The sequence below is a fragment of the Undibacterium sp. TC9W genome (genome assembly GCF_049339865.1).
Taxonomy (GTDB): domain Bacteria; phylum Pseudomonadota; class Gammaproteobacteria; order Burkholderiales; family Burkholderiaceae_D; genus Undibacterium.
In genome coordinates, this window is the sequence record NZ_JBMPPJ010000001.1 from 36,985 (window position 1) to 62,280 (window position 25,296).

24 protein-coding genes and 1 riboswitch are annotated in these 25,296 nt (G+C 48.2%); of the genes, 9 read left to right on the forward strand and 15 right to left on the reverse strand.

Going from position 1 to position 25,296, the window contains the following annotated elements:
* Positions 1-97: 97 nt before the first annotated feature.
* The 3 genes from ACO0LN_RS00195 to ACO0LN_RS00205 all read right to left on the reverse strand — a co-directional run bounded on the left by ACO0LN_RS00195 (position 98) and on the right by ACO0LN_RS00205 (position 4,582).
* Entirely contained in the window at positions 98-2,242 is a 2,145-nt protein-coding gene (locus tag ACO0LN_RS00195; protein WP_422970424.1) for a TonB-dependent siderophore receptor, read from the reverse strand.
* Positions 2,243-2,310: 68 nt separating this feature from the next.
* A riboswitch (TPP riboswitch) is annotated at positions 2,311-2,410 on the reverse strand.
* Positions 2,411-2,519: 109 nt separating this feature from the next.
* Positions 2,520-2,822, reverse strand: coding sequence for a hypothetical protein (locus tag ACO0LN_RS00200; RefSeq protein ID WP_422970425.1), 303 nt, complete (start codon positions 2,820-2,822; stop codon positions 2,520-2,522).
* Positions 2,823-3,799: 977 nt separating this feature from the next.
* Positions 3,800-4,582 carry a C1 family peptidase gene (locus ACO0LN_RS00205; protein ID WP_422970426.1) on the reverse strand — a complete coding sequence of 261 codons (783 nt, stop codon included), beginning with the start codon at positions 4,580-4,582 and terminating at the stop codon, positions 3,800-3,802.
* 327 nt (positions 4,583-4,909) lie between these two features.
* Between ACO0LN_RS00205 and ACO0LN_RS00210 the strand changes: the two genes are divergently transcribed.
* Positions 4,910-5,572 (forward strand): response regulator, encoded by a 663-nt coding sequence (locus tag ACO0LN_RS00210; protein WP_422970427.1) that lies wholly within the window; start codon positions 4,910-4,912, stop codon positions 5,570-5,572.
* A 20-nt stretch (positions 5,573-5,592) separates the two neighbouring features.
* Positions 5,593-6,720, forward strand: coding sequence for a YiiX/YebB-like N1pC/P60 family cysteine hydrolase (locus tag ACO0LN_RS00215; RefSeq protein WP_422970428.1), 1,128 nt, complete (start codon positions 5,593-5,595; stop codon positions 6,718-6,720).
* Between the two features lie 53 nt (positions 6,721-6,773).
* Here the strand turns inward: ACO0LN_RS00215 and ACO0LN_RS00220 are convergent, their stop codons facing one another.
* The gene (locus ACO0LN_RS00220) at positions 6,774-8,126 is read right to left on the reverse strand and encodes an FAD-binding oxidoreductase (protein WP_422970429.1); all 1,353 of its coding nucleotides are present in this window, start codon (positions 8,124-8,126) and stop codon (positions 6,774-6,776) included.
* Positions 8,127-8,269: 143 nt separating this feature from the next.
* Between ACO0LN_RS00220 and ACO0LN_RS00225 the strand changes: the two genes are divergently transcribed.
* Complete coding sequence (locus tag ACO0LN_RS00225) at positions 8,270-10,078, forward strand: ATP-binding protein (protein WP_422970430.1); 1,809 nt, start codon at positions 8,270-8,272, stop codon at positions 10,076-10,078.
* 74 nt (positions 10,079-10,152) lie between these two features.
* On the opposite strand, the gene rarD is transcribed toward ACO0LN_RS00225, so the two are convergent.
* From rarD to ACO0LN_RS00280, 11 genes are all read right to left on the reverse strand, one after another.
* Entirely contained in the window at positions 10,153-11,031 is an 879-nt protein-coding gene (gene rarD, locus ACO0LN_RS00230) for an EamA family transporter RarD (protein WP_422970431.1), read from the reverse strand.
* Between the two features lie 82 nt (positions 11,032-11,113).
* Complete coding sequence (locus ACO0LN_RS00235) at positions 11,114-12,013, reverse strand: cobalamin-binding protein (RefSeq protein ID WP_162041833.1); 900 nt, start codon at positions 12,011-12,013, stop codon at positions 11,114-11,116.
* Positions 12,013-12,852 carry a pantoate--beta-alanine ligase gene (gene panC / locus ACO0LN_RS00240; protein ID WP_422970432.1) on the reverse strand — a complete coding sequence of 280 codons (840 nt, stop codon included), beginning with the start codon at positions 12,850-12,852 and terminating at the stop codon, positions 12,013-12,015. Before panC ends, ACO0LN_RS00235 begins: the two co-directional genes overlap by 1 nt.
* Positions 12,853-12,892: 40 nt before the next feature.
* Complete coding sequence (locus tag ACO0LN_RS00245) at positions 12,893-13,750, reverse strand: segregation and condensation protein A (protein ID WP_422970433.1); 858 nt, start codon at positions 13,748-13,750, stop codon at positions 12,893-12,895.
* A gap of 45 nt (positions 13,751-13,795) precedes the next feature.
* Complete coding sequence (locus tag ACO0LN_RS00250; protein ID WP_162059367.1) at positions 13,796-14,005, reverse strand: DUF3460 family protein; 210 nt, start codon at positions 14,003-14,005, stop codon at positions 13,796-13,798.
* Between the two features lie 105 nt (positions 14,006-14,110).
* A complete protein-coding gene (locus ACO0LN_RS00255; protein WP_422970434.1) occupies positions 14,111-14,692 on the reverse strand; it encodes a TIGR00730 family Rossman fold protein in 582 nt (193 codons plus the stop codon).
* Positions 14,689-15,360, reverse strand: a complete 672-nt coding sequence (locus tag ACO0LN_RS00260) for a TetR/AcrR family transcriptional regulator (protein ID WP_162041829.1) — start codon at positions 15,358-15,360, stop codon at positions 14,689-14,691. The genes ACO0LN_RS00255 and ACO0LN_RS00260 overlap by 4 nt, the downstream gene beginning before the upstream one ends.
* 62 nt (positions 15,361-15,422) lie before the next feature.
* A complete protein-coding gene (locus ACO0LN_RS00265; protein ID WP_422970435.1) occupies positions 15,423-15,941 on the reverse strand; it encodes an RDD family protein in 519 nt (172 codons plus the stop codon).
* A gap of 4 nt (positions 15,942-15,945) precedes the next feature.
* Positions 15,946-16,677, reverse strand: coding sequence for a DUF3106 domain-containing protein (locus ACO0LN_RS00270; protein ID WP_422970436.1), 732 nt, complete (start codon positions 16,675-16,677; stop codon positions 15,946-15,948).
* Positions 16,678-16,679: 2 nt separating this feature from the next.
* Positions 16,680-17,096, reverse strand: coding sequence for a DUF3619 family protein (locus tag ACO0LN_RS00275; RefSeq protein WP_422950399.1), 417 nt, complete (start codon positions 17,094-17,096; stop codon positions 16,680-16,682).
* Positions 17,093-17,662, reverse strand: a complete 570-nt coding sequence (locus ACO0LN_RS00280) for an RNA polymerase sigma factor (protein ID WP_162041826.1) — start codon at positions 17,660-17,662, stop codon at positions 17,093-17,095. The genes ACO0LN_RS00275 and ACO0LN_RS00280 overlap by 4 nt, the downstream gene beginning before the upstream one ends.
* A gap of 587 nt (positions 17,663-18,249) precedes the next feature.
* Between ACO0LN_RS00280 and ACO0LN_RS00285 the strand changes: the two genes are divergently transcribed.
* The 6 genes from ACO0LN_RS00285 to rpsO all read left to right on the forward strand — a co-directional run bounded on the left by ACO0LN_RS00285 (position 18,250) and on the right by rpsO (position 25,174).
* Positions 18,250-19,965, forward strand: coding sequence for an acetolactate synthase 3 catalytic subunit (locus ACO0LN_RS00285; protein ID WP_422970437.1), 1,716 nt, complete (start codon positions 18,250-18,252; stop codon positions 19,963-19,965).
* Positions 19,965-20,456: an acetolactate synthase small subunit gene (gene ilvN, locus ACO0LN_RS00290; RefSeq protein WP_162059361.1), complete on the forward strand. Its 492-nt coding sequence runs from the start codon at positions 19,965-19,967 to the stop codon at positions 20,454-20,456. Before ACO0LN_RS00285 ends, ilvN begins: the two co-directional genes overlap by 1 nt.
* A gap of 56 nt (positions 20,457-20,512) precedes the next feature.
* Entirely contained in the window at positions 20,513-21,529 is a 1,017-nt protein-coding gene (gene ilvC, locus ACO0LN_RS00295) for a ketol-acid reductoisomerase (protein WP_110253979.1), read from the forward strand.
* Positions 21,530-21,970: 441 nt separating this feature from the next.
* Complete coding sequence (gene pssA, locus ACO0LN_RS00300) at positions 21,971-22,840, forward strand: CDP-diacylglycerol--serine O-phosphatidyltransferase (protein ID WP_422970438.1); 870 nt, start codon at positions 21,971-21,973, stop codon at positions 22,838-22,840.
* A 395-nt stretch (positions 22,841-23,235) separates the two neighbouring features.
* Positions 23,236-24,774 carry a 2-isopropylmalate synthase gene (locus ACO0LN_RS00305; protein ID WP_422950393.1) on the forward strand — a complete coding sequence of 513 codons (1,539 nt, stop codon included), beginning with the start codon at positions 23,236-23,238 and terminating at the stop codon, positions 24,772-24,774.
* A gap of 130 nt (positions 24,775-24,904) precedes the next feature.
* Positions 24,905-25,174 carry a 30S ribosomal protein S15 gene (gene rpsO, locus ACO0LN_RS00310; RefSeq protein WP_110253976.1) on the forward strand — a complete coding sequence of 90 codons (270 nt, stop codon included), beginning with the start codon at positions 24,905-24,907 and terminating at the stop codon, positions 25,172-25,174.
* Positions 25,175-25,296 lie beyond the last annotated feature (122 nt).

A 25,296-nucleotide genomic window follows, 5' to 3' on the forward strand; every position in this document is an offset into this window, starting at 1 on the left:
CCACGTATAGACTGAAAAGTATTGAATGGCAGTACTGCGGGCAATTAAAAAGCGATGCCAGATAAGCTGACATCGCTTTTCAAAGGATCATGCCGTATTAGAAATCAAATTGTGCTGATACTTTATAAGTGCGCGGCGCACCTGGGAATAAATAACCACCCAGAGATTGGGTCACATCACGCCAGTAAAACTTGTCCAGTGCATTGTCGATGTTAAAGCGCAGGGTAGTGGTCGTATTGCCGATTTGCGTTACATAGCGGGCCCCCAGATTGACAACGTGATAGCCAGGCACGGTAACGCTATTGTCCGGGCTGAAGGCCTTGCTGCTGGCGTATTGCCAGCTTGCATTCACATTCAAACCCTTGACTTCAGCTATCGCATAATCTGCATAGACTGTCGATTTAAAGCGTGGCACATTCATGACGCGCTTGTCATCGAGGCTGCTGATGCCAGTGTTTTGCTGTTTGGCATCCAGTGCAGTGATGCTTGCACCCAGATTCAGTTGCGATGTCAGCTTGCCCTGGGCAGAGAGCTCCAGGCCAGTATGCAGGGCTTCACCATTGCTGACATAGGTATTGCTGCTATTGGTATATTCCAGCGGCTTCTTGATGCGGAAGATGGCTGCAGACAAGCTCAGGTCACGTTGCACATCGGCCTTCACGCCAAATTCAATTTGTGTGGATTTGCCGGGGTTCAGCATCTGGCTGGCATTGCTGGTGCCGAATGGCGCGATGCCGCCATGTTCCAGGCCCTGGGCAAAACTACCATACATAGAAACTTGCTGTACTGGTTTGAACACCAGCGCAGCCGTCGATAGAAACTTGTTCTGGTCATAGCCCGGATTATCAAGTTGCGTGCGCGAGATGTTCAGATGACGCAGACCCAGATGCAGTTTCAGATTGTCTTGCAGACTGATAATGTCTTGTACAAATGCTGACCATTCCTTGTCAGTACGGCGCAGCAAAGCCGGGCCGGTTTTATTTGCAGATGGCATTACGCTGACAGGACGGAACAAATTGCTGCTGCCCGCATAGTCATACACATAGTCACCAAAATAATCTTTACGCTGTGAATTGCTGAGGCCAACAGCCAGCTCATGCTGCATGCCAGCCACATTGAGTTTGCCATTCAGCAGCGCTTGCGTGCCCCACAGTGATTTGGATTCGTTCACGCTTTGATAGTCGTACACATCATAGTCACCATTCGCGCAATAGCCCGGATACAGATTGGCTGCACCACAGCCATAAGGGAAGGCGGTGTAGTCATCGCGCTTGAATTCATGTTTGTTGGCTGAGACACTGGCGCGCCAGTCTGCATTAATCTGATATTCAAAACGCAGGCCAAGATTGCTGTTGCGGGTATCTACCGGTCTTGCCCACGGTTGCGCATTGAGCATCAGGTCCGCAGGAACACCCCGTGGTAAATCAGTGCCATTAAATAATTGAAAGCCCGGCACTGACAATTGTGATTTGTGCTGGTAGTCAGCATCGATTTGCAACAGAGCTTGTGGTGTGATGTGCCAGTCAAATGCGGCAGAGACAAATTGGCGGTTACCATCGGCGCCTTTGACATAAGAGCGCAGGCGTTCCCCCGCTGCATTGATGCGAAAGCCAAATTGCTTGTCACTGGAATTATCACTGATGTCCGCTGCGCCATATACAGTGCCGCGTTCACTGATTTCAAATGTGGCAGAGCGAACTGCATAGCTGGCAGGGCGTTTGGTCACATAATTAATGATGCCGCCTGGCGTACCAAAACCAGCCTGGAAGCCTGCTATACCCTTGAGTATTTCTACACGCTCCTTGTTTTCCAAAGGAATGGAAGCATCACCAGGAATCGCAAAACCGTCCTTGCGGTAGCTGCTGGAATTATCCAGGGCAAAACCACGTATGGAGAATTGCTCGGCATAACCGATGGCGTTATACGCATCATTGACACTGGCGTCATATTTCATCGCATCGGTAGTCTGGCGTATGCGCAGGTCTTGCATCTGTGCCGTGCTAAAGGCATTGACTGAGTTAGGCGTATCCAGCAGTGCCCCATCAATAAAACCGGTGACTTTGCTGCGCTCCACCTTGTTTTCTGTACCTTTGCTGCCAGTGATGGTCACTTCAGGCAGGGATTTGTCGTTTCCTGCGGTGCTCTGGGCATGCGCAGATGACAGCAACAGGCAAGCCTGGGCAATCGAGAAGGCAATGGCGGTGGGGCGTAAAAAGTATGGGCGTACAGTAAAGTCAGACATGATGTGCTCTTGGTTTGCTTTTAATGCGTTGTGGATGACAGCGCGGGAGCAAACAAAGAAGCAGGAGGGACCGGGACTTTGCGCTTCCCTTCGCTGGCATTATCCAGATCAGGTAGAAGGGACTCTCTCACCCGGAAATGATTATCCCCAGGACCCCTAGCGTTGAGACTAGTTTAACACGAAACCGATGCGGCTTTATTTTGACTTTACGAACGCTGTCGCATTTGAGTGAAAAGCGACAGCGCGCCATTCTCATTGCAAACTCAGATTATTGAGTTTAACGAAAGCCTGCGACCATTTTTTTGTTACCTTCAACATAGATTGCGTTGAAGAACAACAAGCTTTTGTTTTTTTCCTTGTATGTTGCAACAAGTTCGTTGATCGTCTTATCTTCTGATAATTCGACCAGTTCCAGAGGGATAATTTCCTCAGCAAGCGAAACTTCATGCAGTACCACATTGTTAAATGGCTCATTGCCAGCATGATAAGAAAAAAGCTTGACGTTGTTGGCTTGTTCAGAAAAATTGATGGCAGTTTGCTGGGCCAGTAAAGTTTTTGTTCCACTGATTTGTGCGTCCATGATGGTCTCCTTATTTGGTTGTATTAAATGCGTCGAGCAATGTTTTGAGATAGGCTTTGTTCGACTGGGTTTTTTTCAATTCAGCATCAAGGTTTTTCCAGACATCGTCATTGCTGATGTTGGCAGGCATGTTGCTGTCCAGTGCTTTCAATATTTTTTTCGCACCAGCGATGTCACCATTCAAGTACATCTCTCTGAGTTTTTTTCTCAATGTGTAGATTTGATTAAAGTCATCCGCAGTGGCATCAAGCACCAGATTGGCACTATCTTTTTCATTTTTTTCTGCGCTGACCGCGTCTTGACCGGCCTTGTTGGCTACTGCAATAACTGCCTCATGCAGCGTTCCAGCATTAAACAGGCTGACCAGGTCAATTTCTGCTTGTTCCAGCGAATATTCTTCAACGCTGAGAAGGGCAAGTTTTTTATAGATGTCAGCACTGATGTTGGCACGAGATGCCCGCATCTGTGCCACCAGCGTACCGTAGGTTTTATCTGCAAAGAAATTTTTGTCGATTGACAGTCTTGAACCTTTGACGCCTGTCAGCAAGGCGGTCAGATTCTTACGAGCCCTTTCGGCACCGGTCAATGTGGCAGCAGTGGACAAGGCCAGTTCAAGTATGTCTGCGCCAACCTCTGTCTGGGCACGGTTTTCAAACATGCTTCTTTCAAATGCAGAGTAATTGACTTCGATTTCCCTGCGTATACTCAAGACGATGCGATTACGGATAATTTTTGCTGCTGAGGCGTCTTTTTCTCCAATCGCTTTCTGATAAGCAGTGATATCTGTTTCTTTTTGTTTCGACGTATACCCGGTTTTAGTTATTGCTTCGATCGGTGCCGGGGCTTCGATTTTTTTGATTGGTATAGAGCAGGCTTGTAAAAGCAAAATCACAAATACCCCGGCCAGGTATTTGCTATAGTTTGGAATTGACATGATGTTCTCCCGGAAGATTTTATTGTGTAAATGCAGGGGGACTTCAAACTTCGACCAAGCGCAAAGTCCACATGTCGTCGGCCAGATTTCTGTCCGTGACATAGGAGTAGGGGATATAAAAATAGCCTTTGTCTCCCCAGTCGGTGCCCCACGAATTTTGTGCAATGAAGCATTGTGTGGCATCGTCATAGCCGACAGCCATGACGGCATGACCACCGATGGTTTTCTCGCCGCCATTTGGCAGGTTCAGTTTGCCGGTTTTTCTGACTTCTTCACTCCGCAAACTCTCATAGGCAGTGAATCCAAAAACAAAAGGATATTGATCTGCAAGACAAGCCTTGAATTGGCTTAGTGACTGTGTCAGGCGCTCGTATTGTATTGACTGGTAATTTTTTGCTTTGTCATAGCATTCTTTGTCTGGCGCGAGGGAAAACTTACTGACGTCATATGGCCAGTTGGTCTCTGGGCAAACACCTTCACTGGCGATCGTTTTAAATCCATCCCGGATGTATTCACCGCTATCTGAGCCTTGTGTTCCCTCCAGCAGGCGACCGTTGTAATAAATAAATAAACGCGAGGGCTGGAAAGCAAATTCTCGCTTTTCCCTCAGTTGACAAAAGTAGTGCGCGCTGGCAATGGCATTTGCCGTGCACGAGCCCAGATTGCCTTGAGATACTACAGGTGGGCAAAGTGGGCGCAAATCTACTGCGGCCGGCAAATTGTTGAGCAATTCGAATGATGCCGAATAGCTACGATCCCGGATATCTGGTAAATCTGGCTTCCATCCAAAAAAATACTTGATTTCCATGTTGGTATTGGCAGGCATGATAAGTCCTTCTTTCGTTGCGGAGTTTATTTTCAGAAACCAAATCTTCATGTCTGAACTTGCGTATTCATCAGCCTTGCTTGCATCGACATTATTGATATTTTTGCTTTCTGTATTGCCAATATTAGAAGCTGAGTTATGGAAGGAAAATCACTAAAAATGGGGAGGGCGTTGCGCTGCTGAAAAGCTTAGGATGCACCGTACCGGATTAATTTCGACTGGTTCTTTTTTGCGTCATGACGGAAGTCAAGTCTGTGTCATTATTTTTGAATAGCTTTCCCATTTTTTGATAGTGACTTTTGCAGGGAAATAAAGTAATTTTCTGATATGAATAAATTGACATCAAAAATTGACGTTGCTCTGGTGGAAGATGATGCGGCTACGCGGGAACGTTTTTGTGCGTCAATTGCAGCCTCTGAATATTTGCGACTGGTTCATGCAGCTGTATGCGGCAACGATATGTTGAATTGGCTTAAAGACCATCATGCGGATGTTTTGCTTAGTGATTTGGGATTGCCGGATATCAGCGGTATTGACGTCATCCGTTACTGTGCAATCCGGCATCCTGCAACTGACATTATGGTGATTAGCATGTTTGAAGATGAGTCACATGTGCTTGCCAGTATTGAAGCGGGTGCATCCGGGTATTTACTGAAGGATGCAATGGATGATGATATTGAAAAGCAGATCATGTTGCTGAGTTCTGGTGGTGCACCTATGACACCGGTGATTGCCCGTCTGGTATTGCGTAAATTTCGGAAAGAACCCGCCCCTGCCGTTGATGTTCCTCCAGGCGGGGCATTGACCTCACGTGAATTGGAGGTCTTGAATTATATTTCGCGAGGATTTAAATATGCAGAGGTAGCACGTTTGCATGAAGTATCGATACATACCGTGCATACACACATTAAAAATATCTATGTGAAATTGGCAGTGCATTCCAAAAGTGAAGCTGTGTATGAAGCAAACAAATTAGGCTTGTTGAAATAAACTAATGTATCGGAGGTTCCATGTTTTCAAATATAAATGAACTCTCACCCTCGCCAGATAAACTGCAAACCGGCGATCTTCTGTTCCCCAGGACACCAGACTCAAAAATTCCCTTGGCCCCATCTTTCAATGCTGATTTTCTCCAGTTTAAGAGTTTGAATGATGAATCACAGATATTAGCGAATGTGAAAGAGCGAATCTGGACTGTAGATGGCGCTGGAGATGGGGACGCAAAGCAATTCTTTTTGCTGGAAAAATTTTATGGCGATTCTTTATATGACATGCCGGAAAACAAATTACTGCATGAGGCCTTTAAGGTCAAAGACGCCATCAGTTCTTTCTTGCCGGATTTTTTTAACATCTTTGGATTTGATGCAAACAGTACGTTGGATGATTTTCTGAAAAATCCATTGGTCATGTTATTTCGCGCTGGTTTGGGCGGCCCGGACAATGAATTTAGCCTGGGTAATTTTGATGGGCATCTTGGGCCATATTATATTGGTCATGTTGCCATGGCTGTACGGCGTGATCAGCAGGTGTTTGTGATTGAGGCGAACGCCTCAGATTTTAGCCATTACCGTGTTTCTTTGCACCCGTATGATGATGCAGCTGAATTAAGCCAGGAGATTGCATGGCCGACGGGTGCAGGCATCGAGCGCTTGCGTTCCTGGCGCAATCAGAAACTCGCAAGGGGAAACTATATCTGGGCCGCTAGACCAAAAGATGCAGGTCAGGAGCTGTCACTTGAAATGAAGCAAATGGTCGAGGCACAAGCCAAATTAATGTTGGGCAGACCTTACGATATGTTTGACACCAAGACCTTGGGCGATGATGATCGCATTTATTGTAGTGAGTTTATTTTCAGAGCATTCAAGTTAGGTGCAAATATAGATGTTACTGATCAGGCGACATGGCAATGGGTAGTTGATCGCTTGTTGGACTTATCCGATATGCATGGCCCAAGCAAGGCCCTTTTATCTGAGGTATTAACGCATGCATTGAGCTTGGCAGGCATACAGCTATCGCATCCATTCCCGTGGATGACTCCAAAGATGCTTTATCATAGCCAAGTGCTCGACACTAGCCACCACAGGCCGCCTAACTTCCCAACTGGTAAAGCGGGACCGGGAAACTTTCCCTACGCCTGATGTGTTGATGATAAAAAAGAGGCCATCCAGTTTTTTCTGGACAGCCTCTTTTTTTAAAGGTATGCGTTTAAAAAATCATTGTTCAATTTGCGATTCGGGTTATGCGCTGCAATTACAGAAGTCAGGGATGCATGATTGGGATAGGCTTCCTGAAACAGCGCCCGGTCTGCGGCACGATAGTATGGAAGGTAATAGCTACCGCCCGCCGCGATTGCGAGTTGTATAGCCTTGTTAAAGCAGCTTATGGCAGATGGATCTGGTGCGCCACCTGAGACTTTCACATTTAAATCAACAGCCACACATACCATGCTCTCTTTTGGGCAGTATGAAAGAATTGTCGTATGATCGGTTTTCTCTGGTTGAACTATCCTTAGCGTCGTGCTCAAGACTGACACTGTATTTGTTTCCTGGTACAAGGATTTTAATTTTTTCACAAAAGGCAGGAATTCACGCAATGGGACAAAATATTCCTGGAGCATGTCAGTTTCATTGACGCCTTTATGCAGGACAAAGGAAATGGCAGAGCGCATCCAGTTCATGCGACTTTTAATTGTGTGGTCGCCAGGGTAAATTGCTTTGACCAGTTGCCATAATTTGGAACGTGCGCCTGCGCTTTGGCGCGAAACAGCCCATGCCTTACTGGTAAATTCGCCCGTGGCCCATTTTTCAATATCAAGTTTTTCATTGCTTGCGGCGCTTTGCAGGGTGTTGACATAATCAACGCTGAGTACCTCGTCATAAAGCTCATCTGGATCAAAGGACAGCCATGCATAGTGCATGTCCGGCCAGGTGCTGGTATTGTCTCTGTCAACGATCTTTTTCTGATAATCCTCCAGGCTGATTAATTTTGCATCCTGGCGTAATAGATCATTTCTCCCTACATGCAGCGTCGCCTCAAGAATGACTGCGCAACTACCATAGCCGCCAAGCACTGCTCTGCATAGCTCGTCTGCTGGCGTCACTGTTGTGATATCTCCATTCGGCAATAAAAGTTTCAAACTTTTGACGGTGGAAGATAATGGTCCTTTTCTGGCATCGCGGCCATGGCAGTTGACACTCAGTGAACCACCGACTGAAAAACCTGGTGACGATTGATGTACTAATGGAGCCAAACCAAATTGGTTTAAGTGATGATGGACTTCAGACCAGGTCGCACCAGCCTCTACTGTGACAGTGTTATCCGTCGTGTTTATTTCGGTAATTCTGTTCATTAACTCAGTGATCAGCATCGCACCATTACTGCATGTCGCTTGCCCACCCTGACTGTGACGTGAACCTGCGATTGATAATTTCTGTGTGTCATCATGATCAGTCAGATAAGTTTTCATTTCATCTTGATCTGCGATGATGGGCATGGCTGAAATCGACGTTGCATTAAGTCCGGTAAGGTCATGAATGGTGATCATAGTGCCTCTAGGTATATTTGAGTGTCATAATACTAACGCAGCATAGGGAATTTCATTGCTTAAATTATACTGACATAGTTTAATGACATTAGTCTATAAGTTGTTTTATTTAAAATAAATCACCTGAATTAGGGATGGTCATAATGGCCTTGTTGCAAAAGTGCTTCATTTCCGTCGGGATATTTTTTGTGCTTATGCTGGCTGACGGCCGTTTTGCACAAGCGCAAGTATTACGCCTTGATCATGCAAGTCTTTTGGATACCAATTCAGGCGTGCAGCTTGGCATCGTTGCATTGCCTGACTCCTGGAATGTATACAAGCCCATGCGTGCTGGCGTGATGCGTTATTCGTTCACATTTGTACTAAGGCAGCAAGTTGCACAGACCTATGCAATCTTTCTTCCACGGGCAGGTAATCGTATAAGGGTCGAGGTCAACGGCGTGACGGTCGGTAGCAAGGGAGAACTTGACGATCAGCGTAAAGACTTTGTGCATGCCCCGCATATGTTCAGTATTGCAAATGCTGTTTTGAATATTGGTGAAAATAAAATGTTTGTGACGGTCGCTGGTGAAGTAGCACGCTATGCTGGCTTGTCTGAAGTATGGATAGGTCCATTAAAGGATATCAGCCCCATGTTCGAGCAAAGAGTGACCTGGCAAGTTGGTGGATCTCTTGCCACGATCAGTATTTGTCTGTTTTTGTCCTTGATCTTTTGCGGTTTTGGCTGGGCTGCGGGATCCCGTGCGTACATCGTTTTTGGTTTGTCGGCCTTACTTTGGGGGTTTCGTACTACCTACGCACTGACCACAGAACCGATGTTGCCGTATAAATGGTGGGGGTGGGCAATAGACATGGCTTACGGTGGTGCCGTCGCTTGTCTGATCTTCAGTACCGTCAACATATTGAGAATGAAGTCAGTCTGGACTGTAAGAAGCATATGGCTTTTTGCGGTGATAACAGTATTGCTGACATTTTCCTATAGTTTTGGCGAAAGTTATCTGGCACGCAAGGTATGGTTATTTGTGATGTTGTTGTATGTATTTTTAACGACTATCTTGCTGTTTGCCAAATGGAGGAAAAAAACCAGCTTTCAAAATAACTTGTTGCTTGGTGCTGCAGTTATTGCACTGTCTTTTGGTATTTATGACCATATTGCTGTTGTACATATGAAGCATGGCTATCAGACATTTGCGTTGGCAAGATTTTCCATTCTCTTTTTCATGTTGGCGATGAGTGTCATCATGGCTATGCGCTTTACACGCTCGGTACAGGCCACAAGACGTAGTCTTCTGCGCACGCGAAATAATCTCAAGAAAGCCCTGAGTAAGCTCGAGCGGGCAAATGCAGAGAAGAAGGAAGGGCAAATCAAAGAGGCATTAATACTTGAACGGCAACGTATCATGCGTGATATGCACGATGGGTTCGGCTCGCAACTGGCTGGTATGTTAAATCATGTTCGCACTCAAATCATGCAACCAGCTATCATGGAGCAAAAAGTCAGGGAGTTGATTGATGAGCTAAGGTTGACTATTGATGCGCTGGAGCCAATGGAGGGTGATCTGGGGAGTGTTTTGGGTGCATTACGCTATCGTCTCGAACACCGTTTTAACGGTGCCGGAATAGAATTGGTCTGGGAGATTGGTGAGCTACCGACAATACAGGAAATGAATCCGGTTAAAGTTCAGCATGTGCAAAGAATTATTCTTGAGGCATTTACCAACATCATTAAACACGCTCAGGCTACTCAGGTGACAGTGAGCACTAAAGTCAATGCTGACTCAATTTCAGTCATCATTCAAGATAATGGAATTGGTTTTGACTTGGCAATTCCTTCAAAAGGTCGTGGTTTGAGCAACATTCGTAACAGAGCGTCTGAGTGTGGTATGCAATTGCAGATTCTGTCTTCATCGGGTGGGTGTTCACTTATCCTGATTTTACCAATTGCTGCATGATGAGCATTTGCCTGCTATTGAACTTTCCATTTCGCACTGACTCACAAAAAATAATTTGATGTTTTCTTAGGCGTTCATATTTTTTGTTGATTGAAATTGCGCCACAAACCTTCAGCCGAATAGACGACCAGCGCTGCCCAAATGGCGATAAAGCCAGCCAGTTTGTTGGAGTCGAAAGGCTCGTGATATAGCCACACGCCGAGCAATAATTGCACCAGCGGCGAGATGTATTGCAGTAATCCCAATGTCGTCATCGGTATGCGCCTTGCGCCTGCCGCAAAGAGTAACAGGGGAATGGCAGTGATAGGGCCGCTGATGAGCAGCAGCATCTTGATATCCACACTGCTGGCGATGAAGCTGTTTTGTCCTTGTGCAGTAAGCCAGCATAGCCAGCCAAACGCAAATGGAAAGAGCAGGGCGGTTTCCAGTGACAAGCCTTCCAGCGCACCCAGGGCAGAGGTCTTGCGCAGCAAGCCATAAGTGCCAAAGGTAGTTGCCAGTACCAGGCCTATCCATGGCAGGTGACCAGTCTGTACGGTCAGCCAGGCGACGCCGACAGCAGCCAGGGCTACTGACAGCCATTGACCAGGGCGCAGTTTCTCACGCAGCAATACTGAGCCTATGAGGATATTGACTAGGGGTGTGATGAAATAGCCGAGGCTGGCATCAACGATATGACCATGATTGACGGCCCAGATATAGACGAACCAGTTGGCCGATAAAAGTACGGCGCTGAGGGCAAAGCCGGCTATCAGTTTTGGTTGCCTGATTGCTGTGCTGACCCAGGCCCATTGCTTGCGCCAGGTCAGAACGCCAACCAGGAATAGCAATGACCACAGCATTCGGTTCAGCAGGATTTCCAGCGCAGGGACGTCGTGCAGGGTCTTGAAATAAATAGGGAACAGGCCCCAGAGGAAATACGCGGAGCCTGCAAACAAAATACCTTGGCGCATGAGTTGCAATCAATCTGTAAGGCTTGCGGCAGCAAGCAAGACAAACATTATCGCTTGAAAAGAAATTGTTTGCTGCCAGCGCTTATTTGCTTCTTGCTGCGGCCAGATGTTTACAAAGTGCTTCGGTGCCATCGAGTATGCGTGGCCCCGCGCGATTCAGCCAGTCACCTTTGACTGTGTAGAAGTTGTTTTTCTTTACGGCTGTCAGTATCGGGTATTGCTTCCAGTCTGCCATGCTGTCGATATTTTCACCGCTGCTGAAGATGACATCAGGGTTCGCCGCCAGCACTGCTTCATTGGTGATGGTGGAGCTTAACTCTTTGAGCTGGCCAAACACATTTTTGCCGCCGCACAGACGTATGGAGTCAGACACCATATGCGTGTCATTGATGGTCATTAAAGGCCTGCGTATCATTTGATAATACACGCTGACCGGCGCTGCCCCGGCTGGCAATTGATAAGTCTTGCGCAGATTGTCGAGACGCTGCCTGAATTTTTGGGCATTGGCTTTACCAGTACTTTCAGTACCAGCCAGTGTCGCCAGTCTTTCTATCGAAGTTGCCACCATTTCAAAATTATGGGGCTCACTTTCAAACACTGTAATGTGGTTGCTGCGCAATTTATTGGCCAGGATTTTTGCATTGCCCGTACCCCAGACAATGACCAGATCCGGTTTGAGGGAGAGCAGGCGCTCCAGGTCCAGTGCAAAAATATTACCTATCGATGGCAGTTTTTTCGCAGCCTCGGGATAGTCACTGTAATCAGTCACTGCGATGATGTTATTTGCCGCGCCTGCCTCGAACAGCATCTCAGTGATATGCGGTGCCAGGCTGACGACGCGTTGCGCAGGTTTTTCTAGCGTGACTGGGCGTTGTGCATCATCCAGTACCGTGATGGCAGCATACGAACTGGTTGATGCAAGACTCCCAGTCAGGCAGGCTGCAAGTGCAAGGCTGCCTGTTAGCAATTGAAAACGACGCATCAGATTTCCAGATTGTCTATCAGGCGTGTGCCACCCAGTTTGGCGGCAGCGACTACCACCAGCGGTGATTGCTGGGCGAGATCGCCAGCAGATGGTGGTTGCAGGTCGGCGCGTTTGCGTATCGAGATGTAATCCGGCTTCCAGTTGCGTGTCGCCAGTTTTGCCATAGCCTGACGTTCGAGTTCAAACATATCCAGATGGCCGCCACGTACTTCTGCTGCGACTTCATTCAAGACTTTATACAAGGCAGGTGCCTCGGCGCGTTCTTCTGGTGACAGATACATATTGCGCGAAGATAGTGCCAGACCATCTTCTGCCCTGAAAGTTTCAGCGGCGATGATTTCTGTCGGCAAGGCAAATTGTTTGCTCATATTGCGCACGATCATGAGCTGCTGATAATCTTTTTTACCAAAGACGGCAACGCGTGGCTGCACGCAAGAGAACAGCTTTAGTACAACGGTGGTGACACCAGTGAAAAATCCAGGGCGGAATTCACCTTCGAGGATATTGCCCAGATCATCCGGTGGGCGCACGCGGTATTCTTGCGGTTCTGGATACAGGTCTTTTTCAGTCGGTGCAAACAGGACATACACGCCTTCTTTTTCCAGCTTCTCGACGTCAGCGTGGAAAGTGCGTGGGTATTTGTCGAAATCTTCATTCGGGCCAAACTGCAGGCGGTTCACGAAAATCGAGGCGACTACAGGGTCGCCATGTTTTTTTGCCAGCCGCATCAGGGATAAATGCCCTTCATGCAAATTGCCCATGGTGGGTACAAATGCAGTACGCAATTGTCCACTTAACTGGTCGCGCAATTCTTCAATGGAGGAAATGATTTTCATGTTACGGCTCTTTAGTGAGGAATGGTTTTTGTTCTTGCCATCAGGCAGGCGAATAGGCCAGGCGCACATAAATAGGCGCAAAGGCTTCAGCCTGGGTGATTTCTATCAGGGTTTCTTTGGCCAGCTCAAGCAGGGCGACAAAATTCACGACCAGCACCGGCGCACCGCGGCTGACATCAAACAAATCTGAAAATTCAACAAACTTGGATGACTGCAGCTTGCGCAAGATACCCATCATGTGTTCGCGCACCGACAGTTCTTCGCGGCTGATCTTGTGATGGGCGACGAGCGTAGCGCGCTTCAATACATCGGCCCAGGCAGACTGCAGGTCAGCGATATCGACATGCGGCCAGTGCAGCACGGTGTTTTGTTCGACGAACACCTGGGCATGCAAAAAATCACGGCCCAGTTGTGGCACTGCATTGAGATCGTAAGCAGCCAGCTTCATCTGTTCATATTCGAGCAGGCGGCGTACCAGTTCGGCGCGTGGATCATCAGCCTCTTCACTGTCTGTGCTCTTGTTGGAGGGCAGCAGCATGCGTGATTTGATCTCGATGAGCATGGCTGCCATTAGCAGATACTCGGCGGCCAGTTCCAGATTGTGTTTGCGTATCTGATCGACGTACTGCAAATACTGCAGCGTGACTTGCGCCATCGGAATATCAAGGATATTGAAGTTTTGCTTGCGTATCAGGTATAGCAGCAAATCCAGCGGGCCCTCAAATGCCTCCAGGAATATTTCCAGCGCGTCGGGGGGGATATACAGATCTGTCGGCAGCTTGAACAGCGGCTCACCATACAGCTTGGCAAATGCCAGACCATCGACAACATCAGGCGTGCTGTCGGTTGCGCCAACCAAGGGTAAATCGGTTGGGGTTAACGCTGCTGTGGCGCTCACTAGCTTTCCGGATTGATCAGGGTATCAAGGCAGGCTGTATTAGCCTTAGCCTTTGTTTTGATACACGTAGGCTTGCTGGTTAATGCGCGATTCCAGATTGCGTTTTTGCGTATCCAGATCTATCGCTTGCTTGTCCCACAGCAGGGCACGGCCATCGCGCTGGCTTTGTTCCAGCGCAGGATTGGCTTTTTTCAGGTCTTTGATGAAGTTGGTTGCTTCGGATTCGTACAAAGAGAATTGCTTGGAGAATTTCATAATTTGAAATAAACACGAAAAGTCGGATGAAGCCGCATTTTACTCTGCTTTTGGCCTCGCCATGCGGTTTTGGCCCTTGAGTAAAGCTTCAGGCGTGCAGAGAAATCAAAGGTCTTTGACTTCCAGCCATTTTTTCACGTGCACTGGGCGATAGTTGGCAAACTTCTGTAAGAGCTGGGCTGGGTCGGTTTCCATATGCAGCAAGTCCAGGTGGCCAGGCCGCAAGAAGCCCTGTTCTACCGTGTGCAAGAGAAAATCATGCAATTTCCGGTAAAAATCATTGATATTGTATAAACCAACAGGTTTTTCGTGAAAGCCCAGTTGCGACCAGGTCAGCACTTCAAATAATTCTTCGAGTGTGCCTATGCCACCAGGCATGGCGATGAATGCATCCGACAAATCAGCCATCATGGCCTTGCGTTCATGCATATTGGCAACAACATGGAGGGAGCTCAGGCCGGTATGGCCAACCTCTTTATCCATCAGTGCTTTAGGGATGACCCCCGTGACCCTGCCGCCCAGGCGCATGACTTCATCGGCAATGACACCCATGAGGCCAACATTGCCACCGCCATACACCAGGCCAAGGTCTTGCCTGACCAGTTCAGCAGCCAGTTGGCGTGCTGCAATGGCATAGTCTGCCGTAATGCCCGGCGAAGAGCCACAATAGACGCAAATATTCTTCATGCTGGATTGATCTTGCGCAAATAGTCTTGCGACAGTTTTTCAAAGACGTTCTTGGTTTCGCCGCGCAGGTAAGGGCTGATCAGCACAATCACTTGGTAGCAGCCACGTGCCAGCGACTCTGACATGGTTTGCAGTTCAGTATATTTGCGCGGATTGCGCACATATTCATACGACAGCCAGTAAGTTGCGACAACCACCATATTGGTGGCCAGTGCATCGATATCGATATCGCTGGCTTCAAATTCACCATCTGCGCGCAATCCATTGCACAGTTCGGTCGCGACTTTGATCTTGTGCGTCAGTATTTCTTTGAAGTTGAGTTCGAGCTTGCGGTTTCTGGAGAGCAGGTCATTCAGGTCGCGATAAAAAAAACGATAGCGCCAGACCAGTTCAAACGTCAGGTGCAGGTAAGTCCAGATATCCTGGATATTGGCTTTGCGGCCTTCAGGGAACGCCAGCTTCTTGTTGATCTCTGCCTCGAACTGCACAAAGATAGAATTGACGATATCGTCTTTATTGCGAAAATGATAATATAGATTACCTGGGGAAATATTCATTTCCTCAGCAATCACGGTCGTGGTGATATTGGGTTCACCGAATTCATTGAAAAGGCGAAGGGATAACTCAAGTATGCGTTCCCTGGTGCGACGAGGAGCTTTGTGTTGCATGTCATTCTTCTCGATAATTTATTTCATAAGAATAACATTGAAAGCGCAACATCAAAAGAGTATCAGGTTCCTGACTGCGCTTTCAGCTCAATTTCTGAGGGAATATGGATCAATCTGGTCTTGGCCAGACGGTCATGCAAGAACTGGCCTTGCCTGTCGAAACGGGCGGTGTATGCCCAGGCCAGCATGCCAGCGATGACCACGCCAGCCATTTGCCACTCTTTGAGGCCTAGTTGATAGTCCAGTGCCATTGCGGGCAAAAACCACATCCATGCCAGGCAGTAGCGCACTATAGCCTTTACTACAGGCAATTTGCCGCCATCCAGATCAACCACCTTGATGCGCCAGGTCTGCATCGCCAGGGTTTGGCCGCTGCGGCTCCAGCAAAATACGAAATATGCACCAATGACAAGAAACAGCCAGAACTGACGGGCATGACGTAAAGTCAGGGCATGTCTGCTTTGTGTGATGACATCAAAGATAAAGCCGGACACAAAAACGATACCAAACAGCAGCATGGCCTCATAGACCATGCAAATCAGGCGGCGGCGTATGGCTGGAGCAGTCAGATCAGAATTCACAGGATTACTTGTTTTGGGACGCGGGCACGCTGGCAGCAGTGGTATCGGTTGCAGTAGTTGCCGGTGGTGTAGCGGCAACTGAGGTGGCAGGTGTGACAGGTGCAGCGGGTGTACCAACAACTGCCGCAGGTGGTGTAATGACTTTAACGGCTGGTGCTGATGTATTGGGCGGCGTCGGACCTACCTTGATAGGTGCCAGGATTTTTGGATTCTTGACAGATTCCGATGGCAGATTGGTCACGCTTTTCTTTTTCTGATTTTCATCTGCGAGGCGTTTTTTTTCTTCTTCACTCAGTTGTTGATATTGTTGCCATTGGGCCGACTTATGCTCAGGCTTGAGTTGTGTTGATTTTGCGTAGTTTTCGCGCGCCGCCATACGTTGCTCAGGGGTCAGTTTGACCCAGTCACGCATGCGTTCTTGCAACCTGGCTTGTTCGTCCGGTTTCATCGTTGCATAGCGATCGGCGATCCCCAGCCATTTTTTCTTACCGAGTTCTGACATCTTGTCCCATTCCGGGCTCAATGGTGCCAAAGCCTGTTTCTGTGCAACGCTGAGTTCTGTCCACAGCGGTTTGCTCAGGGTACTGCCACCCAGCAGGCCAGTGCTGGCCTTAGCTATATTAACTGTACTTTGTGGATTGGACGCAGGAACAGAAATACCGCCAGCAAAAGCCAGCGGTATTGCAAGAGACAGAATAATGAGACAAACAGTATTCGGTATTAACGCAAACGCCACTACTACTCCTCTGTTTTGTTCAAATAAGCACTGAATCCAGTATCAACATAGGCGGCTGGCGGTAATTCATCTACCAGGACGGCAGTATCGATATCTGCCAGTTCATTAATGTTTTGCTGTTGCTCGTATTCATAAATGCCCAGCAAGCCGACAACCAGGACCAGTAAAGGCAGGGCCAGGCCCAGTTTGCCCATCCAGGAACCTGGTCCCTGGAAAGAAAAGCCAGAGTTGCCAGCCAGCACGCCCTTGAATACCTTCACGGCTGCTGGTGCTTCCTGCTTCTTGCGAGCCAAAGCCGCTTTGCGTGCCAGCGCCAGCCTGTCAAGGGTAGGGGCAGGCAGGCTTTCTGCTGACTCGTTCAGCGCCCGTCTTACCTTGTAAGCAAACTCAAGGTCTTTAGCTTCTTTTGAGTAATTCATAGGTGTATTCCTTTCGCCTTGAGCGTGACGGCCAATGCGTGTGTTGCCCTGGAGCAGTGTGTTTTGACGCTGCCTTCTGAGCAACCCATTGCAGCGGCGGTTTCCGCTACATCCATGTCTTCCCAATAACGCATGAGGAATGCTTCCCGTTGACGTGCTGGAAGTTTTTTTATTTCTTCGTCAATTATGTTGAGGACTTGTTCACGTTCTATCTTGTCTGCACTGGATTCGGATGATTCCGAGCCTTCTTCAGCATAACTTTCTAACAAGTCAAAATTATCGTCGTCCTGATTATTTGACGGCGTGATGCTTGAAAACAAGCTGACCCAGGTGTTTCTGACCTTTTCCCGGCGAAAAAAATCCAGGATAGTGTTTTGCAGTATACGCTGGAACAGCATGGGCAATTCTGCCGCTGGTTTGTCGCCATATTTTTCGGCGAGCTTGATCATTGCTTCCTGGACAATGTCCAGAGCAGACTCTTCATTTCTTACAGTATAGACAGCATGTTTGAAAGCGCGTCGTTCTACACCTTCCAAAAAGCTGGATAATTCTTTGTCTGTGGCCATTGTTGGCAGTTACGCGCTTTACGTTCGCTTTGCGTTGAGTTACGTTGTTATAGCAGGCGCGGCTTCCTCATTGTCATTACGCACTGGCTTTGATCTATGGCGATCAATGGCGTTGAACTAAAGAAGCTGGCTATGCAAAATTGCGCACATGCTAGCAAAAATACGTGCTTATGTCCTGAATTTTGTGGCTTATTGTCATTTGATAACATTTTAACGGCAAATAAGTTTCTTTTCTTGTAGAATTTTCCTTGACCAAATTGCTGCGACGCAGTACCTTGTGAGTCCGCTCCAAAATCTCGGGGCACAAAATGCTTGTCTGGAGCAGCCCACAATGCCGTCGCCGACAAGTTCGCTTTAAGAAGCTGTTTGTTCTGACCCATGCCACAAGCGTGAGAAGTCTGTCGTTGTAAAGCCTTAATACTGATTGAACGAGTGCACTAAGCCTTGCCTGGTACCATATCCAACGGATGTGTAAAGGGAAATGTGACCGCACGTAAAGGGATCTCAGCTTTCCGGTATTTACATGTCGATTTCGCCAGGAAAGAACATCCGATCAATCTCCTATGGACCTTGAAAGGACACAATTTATGAGTTCAGAATTTACAGGCGCAGAGATACTTGTCAAGTGTCTTGCCGAAGAGGGTGTTGAGCATGTATTCGGATATCCGGGTGGTGCCGTACTCTATATCTATGATGCAATCTTCAATCAGGACAAGTTTCAACACATCCTGGTGCGTCACGAGCAGGCTGCAGTACATGCTGCCGATGCTTATTCCCGTTCCTCCAATAAAGTAGGCGTGGCTCTGGTCACTTCCGGACCTGGTGTTACCAATGCGGTAACCGGGCTGGCAACTGCTTATATGGATTCGATTCCCATGGTGATCATTTCAGGTCAGGTGCCCAGTGCCGTTATCGGCCAGGATGCTTTCCAGGAATGTGACACCGTCGGTATTACCCGTCCCTGCGTAAAGCATAATTTTTTGGTGAAGGACGTCAGGGATCTGGCCGAGACCGTCAAAAAAGCATTCTATATAGCAACGACAGGTCGTCCGGGCCCTGTGCTGGTGGATATCCCCAAGGATATCAGCATGCACAAAACTACCTATAGCTACCCTAAAGAAGTCGAAATGCGCTCTTACAAGCCAGTCGATAAAGGGCATGCAGGTCAAATTCGCAAGGCTGTGCAACTGCTGTTGCAGGCTGAACGTCCCATGATTTATACCGGTGGCGGCGTGATACTCGCGCATGCTGCGCCGGAGCTGAACAAACTGGTCGATCTGCTCGGTTTTCCTTGCACCAATACCCTCATGGGTCTGGGCGCTTACCGTGCCAGCGATGAAAAATTCGTCGGCATGCCAGGCATGCATGGTACTTACGAAGCCAATATGGCCATGCAGCACTGTGACGTGCTGATCGCCATTGGTGCCCGTTTTGATGACCGCGTGATCGGCAATCCCAAGCATTTCTCTTCGCACCCACGCAAGATCATTCATATTGATATTGATCCTTCGTCGATTTCCAAACGCGTCAAGGTTGATATTCCTATCGTTGGCAATGTCAAAGACGTCTTGCAGGAAATGTTGTCACAACTGAGTGCAGTTGAGACACGTCCTGATCCCAAGGCGCTGGCTAGCTGGTGGAAGCAGGTCAACGAATGGCGTGGCCGCGAATGCCTGAAATATCCGACTTCCACTGAAGTCATCAAGCCACAGTCCGTTGTTGAAAAAGTCTGGGAAGTCACCAAGGGCGATGCCTTCGTTACCTCGGACGTAGGCCAGCATCAGATGTGGGCTGCGCAATACTATCGCTTTGATAAACCACGTCGCTGGATCAATTCCGGTGGTCTGGGTACCATGGGCGTAGGTTTGCCGTATGCCATGGGTGTGCAGATGGCCAACCCTGATGCGACTGTAGCCTGTATCACTGGCGAAGCCTCGATACAGATGTGTATACAAGAGCTGGCAACCTGCAAGCAGTATCACCTGACACCAAAAATTATCTTGTTGAACAACCGCTTCCTTGGCATGGTCAGGCAGTGGCAGCAAATTGATTATGGCTCACGTTATTCTGAATCTTACATGGACTCCCTGCCCGACTTCACCAAACTGGTGGAAGCCTATGGCCACGTCGGCATGAAGATAGAAAACCCGGCAGACGTCGATGGCGCCGTGCGTGAAGCCTTTGCCATGAAAGACAGGCTGGTATTCATGAACTTCATTACTGATCAAACAGAGAATGTCTGGCCCATGGTCAAGGCAGGCAAGGGCTTGACTGAAATGTTGCTGGGTTCGGAGGATCTGTAATGAGACATATTATTTCCATCCTTCTTGAGAATGAAGCCGGTGCCTTGTCCCGTGTGGTCGGTCTGTTTTCTGCCCGCGGCTATAACATTGAAACCCTGACGGTTGCACCGACTGAAGATGCGACCCTGTCGCGTATGACCATCGTGACTTCTGGCTCTGACGACATCATCGAACAGATCACTAAACATTTGAACCGCCTGATTGAGGTTGTCAAGGTGGTTGATCTGACCGAGGGCGCGCACATAGAACGCGAACTGATGCTGATCAAGGTAAGAGCGGTCGGCAAGGAGCGCGAAGAAATGAAGCGCACCGCAGATATTTTCCGCGGCCGCATCATTGACGTCACCGAAAAGACCTACACCATAGAATTGACCGGCAATAAAGGTAAATTGGATGCTTTCATCGATTCAATCGACCGCACGGCAATTCTGGAAACGGTACGTACCGGTGGTTCAGGCATAGGACGCGGCGAACGCATCCTCAAGGTTTAATATAGTTTCAGGCATACGCCATCCCCTACAAAAATACTTAATTATTAGGATACAAAATGAAAGTTTTCTACGACAAAGATTGTGATCTCTCCCTGATCAAAGGCAAAAACGTTGCTATCATCGGCTACGGTTCTCAAGGTCATGCCCATGCACAGAACTTGAATGATTCCGGCTGTAAAGTCACTGTCGCCCTGCGTAAAGGCGGCGCTTCATGGGACAAGGCAAAAAATGCCGGTCTGAACGTGGCTGAAGTGAACGACGCAGTCAAAGCAGCTGACGTCATCATGATCTTGCTGCCAGATGAAAATATCGCTCAGGTTTACGCTGAAAACGTTGCTCCTCACGCCAAACAAGGCGCAGTGCTGGCATTTGCTCACGGCTTCAATGTTCATTACGGTCAAGTCGTGCCACGTGCCGATCTGGACGTTATCATGATCGCCCCTAAAGCACCAGGCCATACTGTACGTGGTACTTATAGCCAAGGCGGCGGTGTGCCTCACCTGATCGCTGTGTATCAGGACAAATCCGGTTCTGCCCGTGATATCGCCTTGTCTTATGCGATGGCTAACGGCGGTGGCCGCGCTGGCATCATCGAAACCAACTTCCGTGAAGAAACAGAAACTGATTTGTTCGGTGAACAAGCCGTACTGTGCGGCGGCGCGGTTGAGCTGATCAAGGCTGGCTTCGAAACCCTGGTTGAAGCTGGTTATGCACCAGAAATGGCTTACTTCGAATGTCTGCATGAATTGAAATTGATCGTTGACCTGATCTATGAAGGCGGTATCGCCAACATGAATTACTCGATCTCCAACAATGCAGAATATGGCGAATATGTGACTGGCCCTAAAGTTGTTACAGAAGACACCAAAAACGCCATGCGCCAGTGTCTGAAAGATATTCAGACTGGTGAGTATGCGAAGAGCTTTATCCTGGAAAACAAAGCTGGTGCACCGACTTTGATTTCCCGCCGTCGTTTGACTTCCGAGCATCAGATCGAAGAAGTGGGTGCGAAATTGCGTGCCATGATGCCATGGATCGCGAAGAACAAACTGGTTGATCAATCGAAGAACTAATTCTGCAGATCGCCGGGCATCATCTAGCGTGCGCTTGCAGGCGCACGCAGTTCGAAGGCTAAAAGTCGTCCACTTGGACGACTTTTTTTACGCCTTTAAGTGCGCTTGGATTGCTAAAAACAAACTGGTTGATCAATCTAAAAACTAATTTTTAAGATCGCCGGGCATCATCCAGTGCGCGCTAGTAGGCGCACACAGCTCGAACGCTAAAAAATCGCTCGCAGGGGCGATTTTTTACTTTCAGGACCTTATGGTCCCTTACCGGATATGTTTGCATTTAATGTTTAGTTAAATGTGGATGAGGATGTATATTTGATGTTTGAATATGTAGAAGCATGTCCCTGCGTTTGTTTTCATTGCCAATAATCGGGGTTATACTTCGCACACTTTTTCCTTCCTTGCTCTGGCAAGAAATGTACTTCACAGTTTACGATAGCAAGAATGGCACCTATATTAAAACGAAAACCCAAAGGTAGTTTCAAGCTCTTCCCCAAGGGTATGCGCAAGAATACAGCCGCGAGTGTGCAGGAAGTGAGTGATATACGCACCCCAGCCAAACCGAGGCGCGGCATTTATTTATTGCCGAATGCATTTACGACTGCAGCCTTGTTTTGCGGTTTTTATGCGATTGTCATGGCAATGGATCAACGTTTTGACCAGTCGGCCCTGGCAATTTTCGTGGCTATGGTACTGGATAGTCTGGATGGGCGCGTCGCCCGCATGACCAATACCCAGAGTGAGTTTGGGGCGCAATACGATAGTTTGTCAGACATGATTTCCTTTGGTGCTGCACCGGCACTGGTGGCTTATGAATGGTCGTTGAAGGGCATGGGCAAGCTTGGCTGGTTGGCGGCTTTTGTCTATTGCGCCGGCGCAGCTTTGCGTCTGGCACGTTTCAATACCAATATTGGTGTAGTCGATAAGCGGTATTTCCAGGGCTTGCCCAGTCCTGCGGCGGCGGCGCTGGTTGCCGGCTTTGTCTTGCTGATGGAGGACTTGCATTTTCTTCGGCACGACTTGAGCTGGAGTACCTGGAGTATCACCTTGTTCGCTGGTTTGACGATGGTGACCAATGTGCCTTTTTATAGTTTCAAGGACGTGAACCTGCGTAAGTCAGTGCCATTCATTGCGCCTTTCCTCATCGTGTTAGCCTATGTTGCGGTAGTCAGTGATCCGCCCAAGGTTTTGTTTGGTTTGTTTGTCCTGTATGGTTTGTCTGGTTATGTCGTCTTGCTGTGGCGCTGGCGCAAGGGCAGGCCAGTGAGCATAATGCAGACCAGTGTTGATGATCATCACCATGACGATAAATAAGCCGGTATCAAAACTCGCGCTGCCAGATTAAATTCGGTGTTTTTCAAGAAAAGTCGCAATACAGAAAATGTATCGCGGCTTTTTTGCTTTTCTGCCTCATAAAAACAGGATTTTCCTGCTATAAATTCTTGCACTTTTCTGTCTTTAAGCTTATAGTCTTTGGCATGAACTCCGCATCTACATCAATAGCAAAAAACACTATGGCAGGCCTGTCTGGTCTGCTATCGCTATTGCTGGCATCTCTACTAGCGTTCACGCGCTAAATCCCCCTATACCCACATTTCGAGTAGTCTCGCCACCCATGTGCGTCTTGCAAGGGTAGGTCAAAGAATATTCTCAGTTTGCAGTTTTCATCTACAACATTTCAGACTTAAATTCATATCAGGAGCAATAACATGGCCGACAAACTCATCATATTCGACACAACTTTGCGTGATGGCGAACAGTCCCCCGGTGCATCGATGACCAAGGATGAAAAAATCCGTATTGCCAAGCAACTGGAGAGAATGAAAGTTGATGTGATTGAAGCCGGTTTTGCGGCAGCATCTCCTGGCGATTTTGAATCCATCAAGGCGATTGCTTCCATCATCAAGGACTCGACCATCTGCTCTTTGTCGCGCGCCAATGACCGCGATATCGCCCGCGCAGCAGAAGCCTTGCAGGCGGCGCAACGCAAGCGTATTCATACCTTCATCGCAACGTCTCCTCTGCACATGGAAAAGAAATTGCGCATGACGCCGGACCAGGTATTGGAGCAAGCCATACAGGCTGTGCGCTATGCCCGTAACTTTACCGATGATGTGGAGTTCAGCCCTGAAGACGGCAGCCGTTCTGACATGGATTTCTTATGCCGTGTGCTGGAAGCGGTTATTAAAGAAGGTGCAACCACGATCAACTTTGCTGACACAGTTGGCTATGCCGTGCCTGAGCTGTACGGCAATATGTTGAAGTCTTTGCGTGAGCGTATTCCCAATTCCGACAAGGCGGTCTGGTCTGTGCATTGCCATAATGACCTGGGCATGGCGGTGGCCAACTCCCTGGCTGGCGTCATGATAGGTGGCGCCCGCCAGATTGAATGCACCATCAACGGCCTGGGTGAGCGTGCTGGTAATACGGCTCTGGAAGAAATCGTCATGGCCGTGCGCACCCGCAAGGATTATTTTGACCTGCAACTGGGCATAGATATCAGCCAGATCGTCCCGGCGTCCAAGCTGGTATCGCAAATCACTGGCTTTGCCGTTCAGCCTAACAAAGCCGTGGTCGGCGCAAATGCCTTTGCCCATGCATCAGGCATCCATCAGGATGGCATCTTGAAGGCGCGTGACACCTATGAAATCATGCGTGCCGAAGATGTGGGCTGGAGCGCCAACAAGCTGGTGCTGGGTAAATTGTCTGGCCGTAATGCTTTTAAACAGCGCCTGGAAGAATTGGGCATCGCCCTGGAATCGGAAACTGAAGTCAATGCCGCCTTTGCCCGCTTCAAAGAGCTCGCCGACCGTAAGTCAGAAATATTCGACGAAGATATCCTTGCCCTGGTGTCTGATGAAGAGCATGCGCAAAATAACGATGCCTTCCATTATGTTTCTCTTTCGCAGCGCTCTGAAACGGGCGAGTTGCCTTATGCCAAAGTCGTATTTACGTCAGATGGCAAGGAAGTGACTTGTGAGGGGAATGGCAATGGTCCGGTTGATGCCATTGTGAACGCCATCGATTCCAAGGTGCAGAGTGGCGCAGAGCTGTTATTGTTCTCGGTGAATGCAATCACTACAGGTACCCAGTCTCAGGGTGAGGTCACCATGCGTTTGTCTAAGGCTGGCCGCATCGTCAATGGGGTGGGGGCTGATCCTGATATCGTCGTTGCTTCAGTGAAAGCTTATTTGTCAGCATTGAATAAATTGCAATCGAAGACAGAGAAGTTGAACCCGCAGATTTAAAGCAGATTTGATTCTGGCTAAAAACGGTGTTATAGTCACGCGTTCCGTCATTCCGGCGGAATTGTAATGTCACGATAATGATGGTTTGTATGGTTAATATGACTATTGTTATCGCATGTTAAGGAAAATCATGTCTATCGAAAAAAATGCAAAAGCCGCTATCGTAGCGGACAATGCCCGTGGTCAAAACGACACAGGCTCTCCTGAAGTGCAAGTTGCTCTGTTGACTGCACGTATCAATGACCTGAATGGTCACTTCAAGGCACACTCTAAAGATCACCACTCACGTCGTGGTTTGATCATGATGGTTAACCGTCGTAAGAGTCTGTTGTCTTACCTGAAAGGTAAAGACTTGAATCGCTATCGCTCACTGATCGAAAAACTCGGCTTGCGTAAGTAATTCTTGCTGAATTTAGCAAAAGATTTGTAGCAAAAAGCCTGCGTCATTTAACTGTCGCAGGCTTTTTGTCCATCTAGAGTTTTGGTTTTACCTAGTTTTATCCAGTTTTAGCCCGGTTTTTG

What these genes read in the sequence shown, in the direction of transcription:
- ACO0LN_RS00195 (WP_422970424.1), bottom strand. Translation starts at nt 2,242, where the DNA reads ATGTCTGACTTTACTGTACGCCCATACTTTTTACGCCCCACCGCCATT.
- ACO0LN_RS00200 (WP_422970425.1), bottom strand. Translation starts at nt 2,822, where the DNA reads ATGGACGCACAAATCAGTGGAACAAAAACTTTACTGGCCCAGCAAACT.
- ACO0LN_RS00205 (WP_422970426.1), bottom strand. Translation starts at nt 4,582, where the DNA reads ATGCCTGCCAATACCAACATGGAAATCAAGTATTTTTTTGGATGGAAG.
- ACO0LN_RS00210 (WP_422970427.1), top strand. Translation starts at nt 4,910, where the DNA reads ATGAATAAATTGACATCAAAAATTGACGTTGCTCTGGTGGAAGATGAT.
- ACO0LN_RS00215 (WP_422970428.1), top strand. Translation starts at nt 5,593, where the DNA reads ATGTTTTCAAATATAAATGAACTCTCACCCTCGCCAGATAAACTGCAA.
- ACO0LN_RS00220 (WP_422970429.1), bottom strand. Translation starts at nt 8,126, where the DNA reads ATGATCACCATTCATGACCTTACCGGACTTAATGCAACGTCGATTTCA.
- ACO0LN_RS00225 (WP_422970430.1), top strand. Translation starts at nt 8,270, where the DNA reads ATGGCCTTGTTGCAAAAGTGCTTCATTTCCGTCGGGATATTTTTTGTG.
- rarD (WP_422970431.1), bottom strand. Translation starts at nt 11,031, where the DNA reads ATGCGCCAAGGTATTTTGTTTGCAGGCTCCGCGTATTTCCTCTGGGGC.
- ACO0LN_RS00235 (WP_162041833.1), bottom strand. Translation starts at nt 12,013, where the DNA reads ATGCGTCGTTTTCAATTGCTAACAGGCAGCCTTGCACTTGCAGCCTGC.
- panC (WP_422970432.1), bottom strand. Translation starts at nt 12,852, where the DNA reads ATGAAAATCATTTCCTCCATTGAAGAATTGCGCGACCAGTTAAGTGGA.
- ACO0LN_RS00250 (WP_162059367.1), bottom strand. Translation starts at nt 14,005, where the DNA reads ATGAAATTCTCCAAGCAATTCTCTTTGTACGAATCCGAAGCAACCAAC.
- ACO0LN_RS00255 (WP_422970434.1), bottom strand. Translation starts at nt 14,692, where the DNA reads ATGAAGAATATTTGCGTCTATTGTGGCTCTTCGCCGGGCATTACGGCA.
- ACO0LN_RS00260 (WP_162041829.1), bottom strand. Translation starts at nt 15,360, where the DNA reads ATGCAACACAAAGCTCCTCGTCGCACCAGGGAACGCATACTTGAGTTA.
- ACO0LN_RS00275 (WP_422950399.1), bottom strand. Translation starts at nt 17,096, where the DNA reads ATGAATTACTCAAAAGAAGCTAAAGACCTTGAGTTTGCTTACAAGGTA.
- ACO0LN_RS00280 (WP_162041826.1), bottom strand. Translation starts at nt 17,662, where the DNA reads ATGGCCACAGACAAAGAATTATCCAGCTTTTTGGAAGGTGTAGAACGA.
- ACO0LN_RS00285 (WP_422970437.1), top strand. Translation starts at nt 18,250, where the DNA reads ATGAGTTCAGAATTTACAGGCGCAGAGATACTTGTCAAGTGTCTTGCC.
- ilvN (WP_162059361.1), top strand. Translation starts at nt 19,965, where the DNA reads ATGAGACATATTATTTCCATCCTTCTTGAGAATGAAGCCGGTGCCTTG.
- ilvC (WP_110253979.1), top strand. Translation starts at nt 20,513, where the DNA reads ATGAAAGTTTTCTACGACAAAGATTGTGATCTCTCCCTGATCAAAGGC.
- pssA (WP_422970438.1), top strand. Translation starts at nt 21,971, where the DNA reads ATGGCACCTATATTAAAACGAAAACCCAAAGGTAGTTTCAAGCTCTTC.
- ACO0LN_RS00305 (WP_422950393.1), top strand. Translation starts at nt 23,236, where the DNA reads ATGGCCGACAAACTCATCATATTCGACACAACTTTGCGTGATGGCGAA.
- rpsO (WP_110253976.1), top strand. Translation starts at nt 24,905, where the DNA reads ATGTCTATCGAAAAAAATGCAAAAGCCGCTATCGTAGCGGACAATGCC.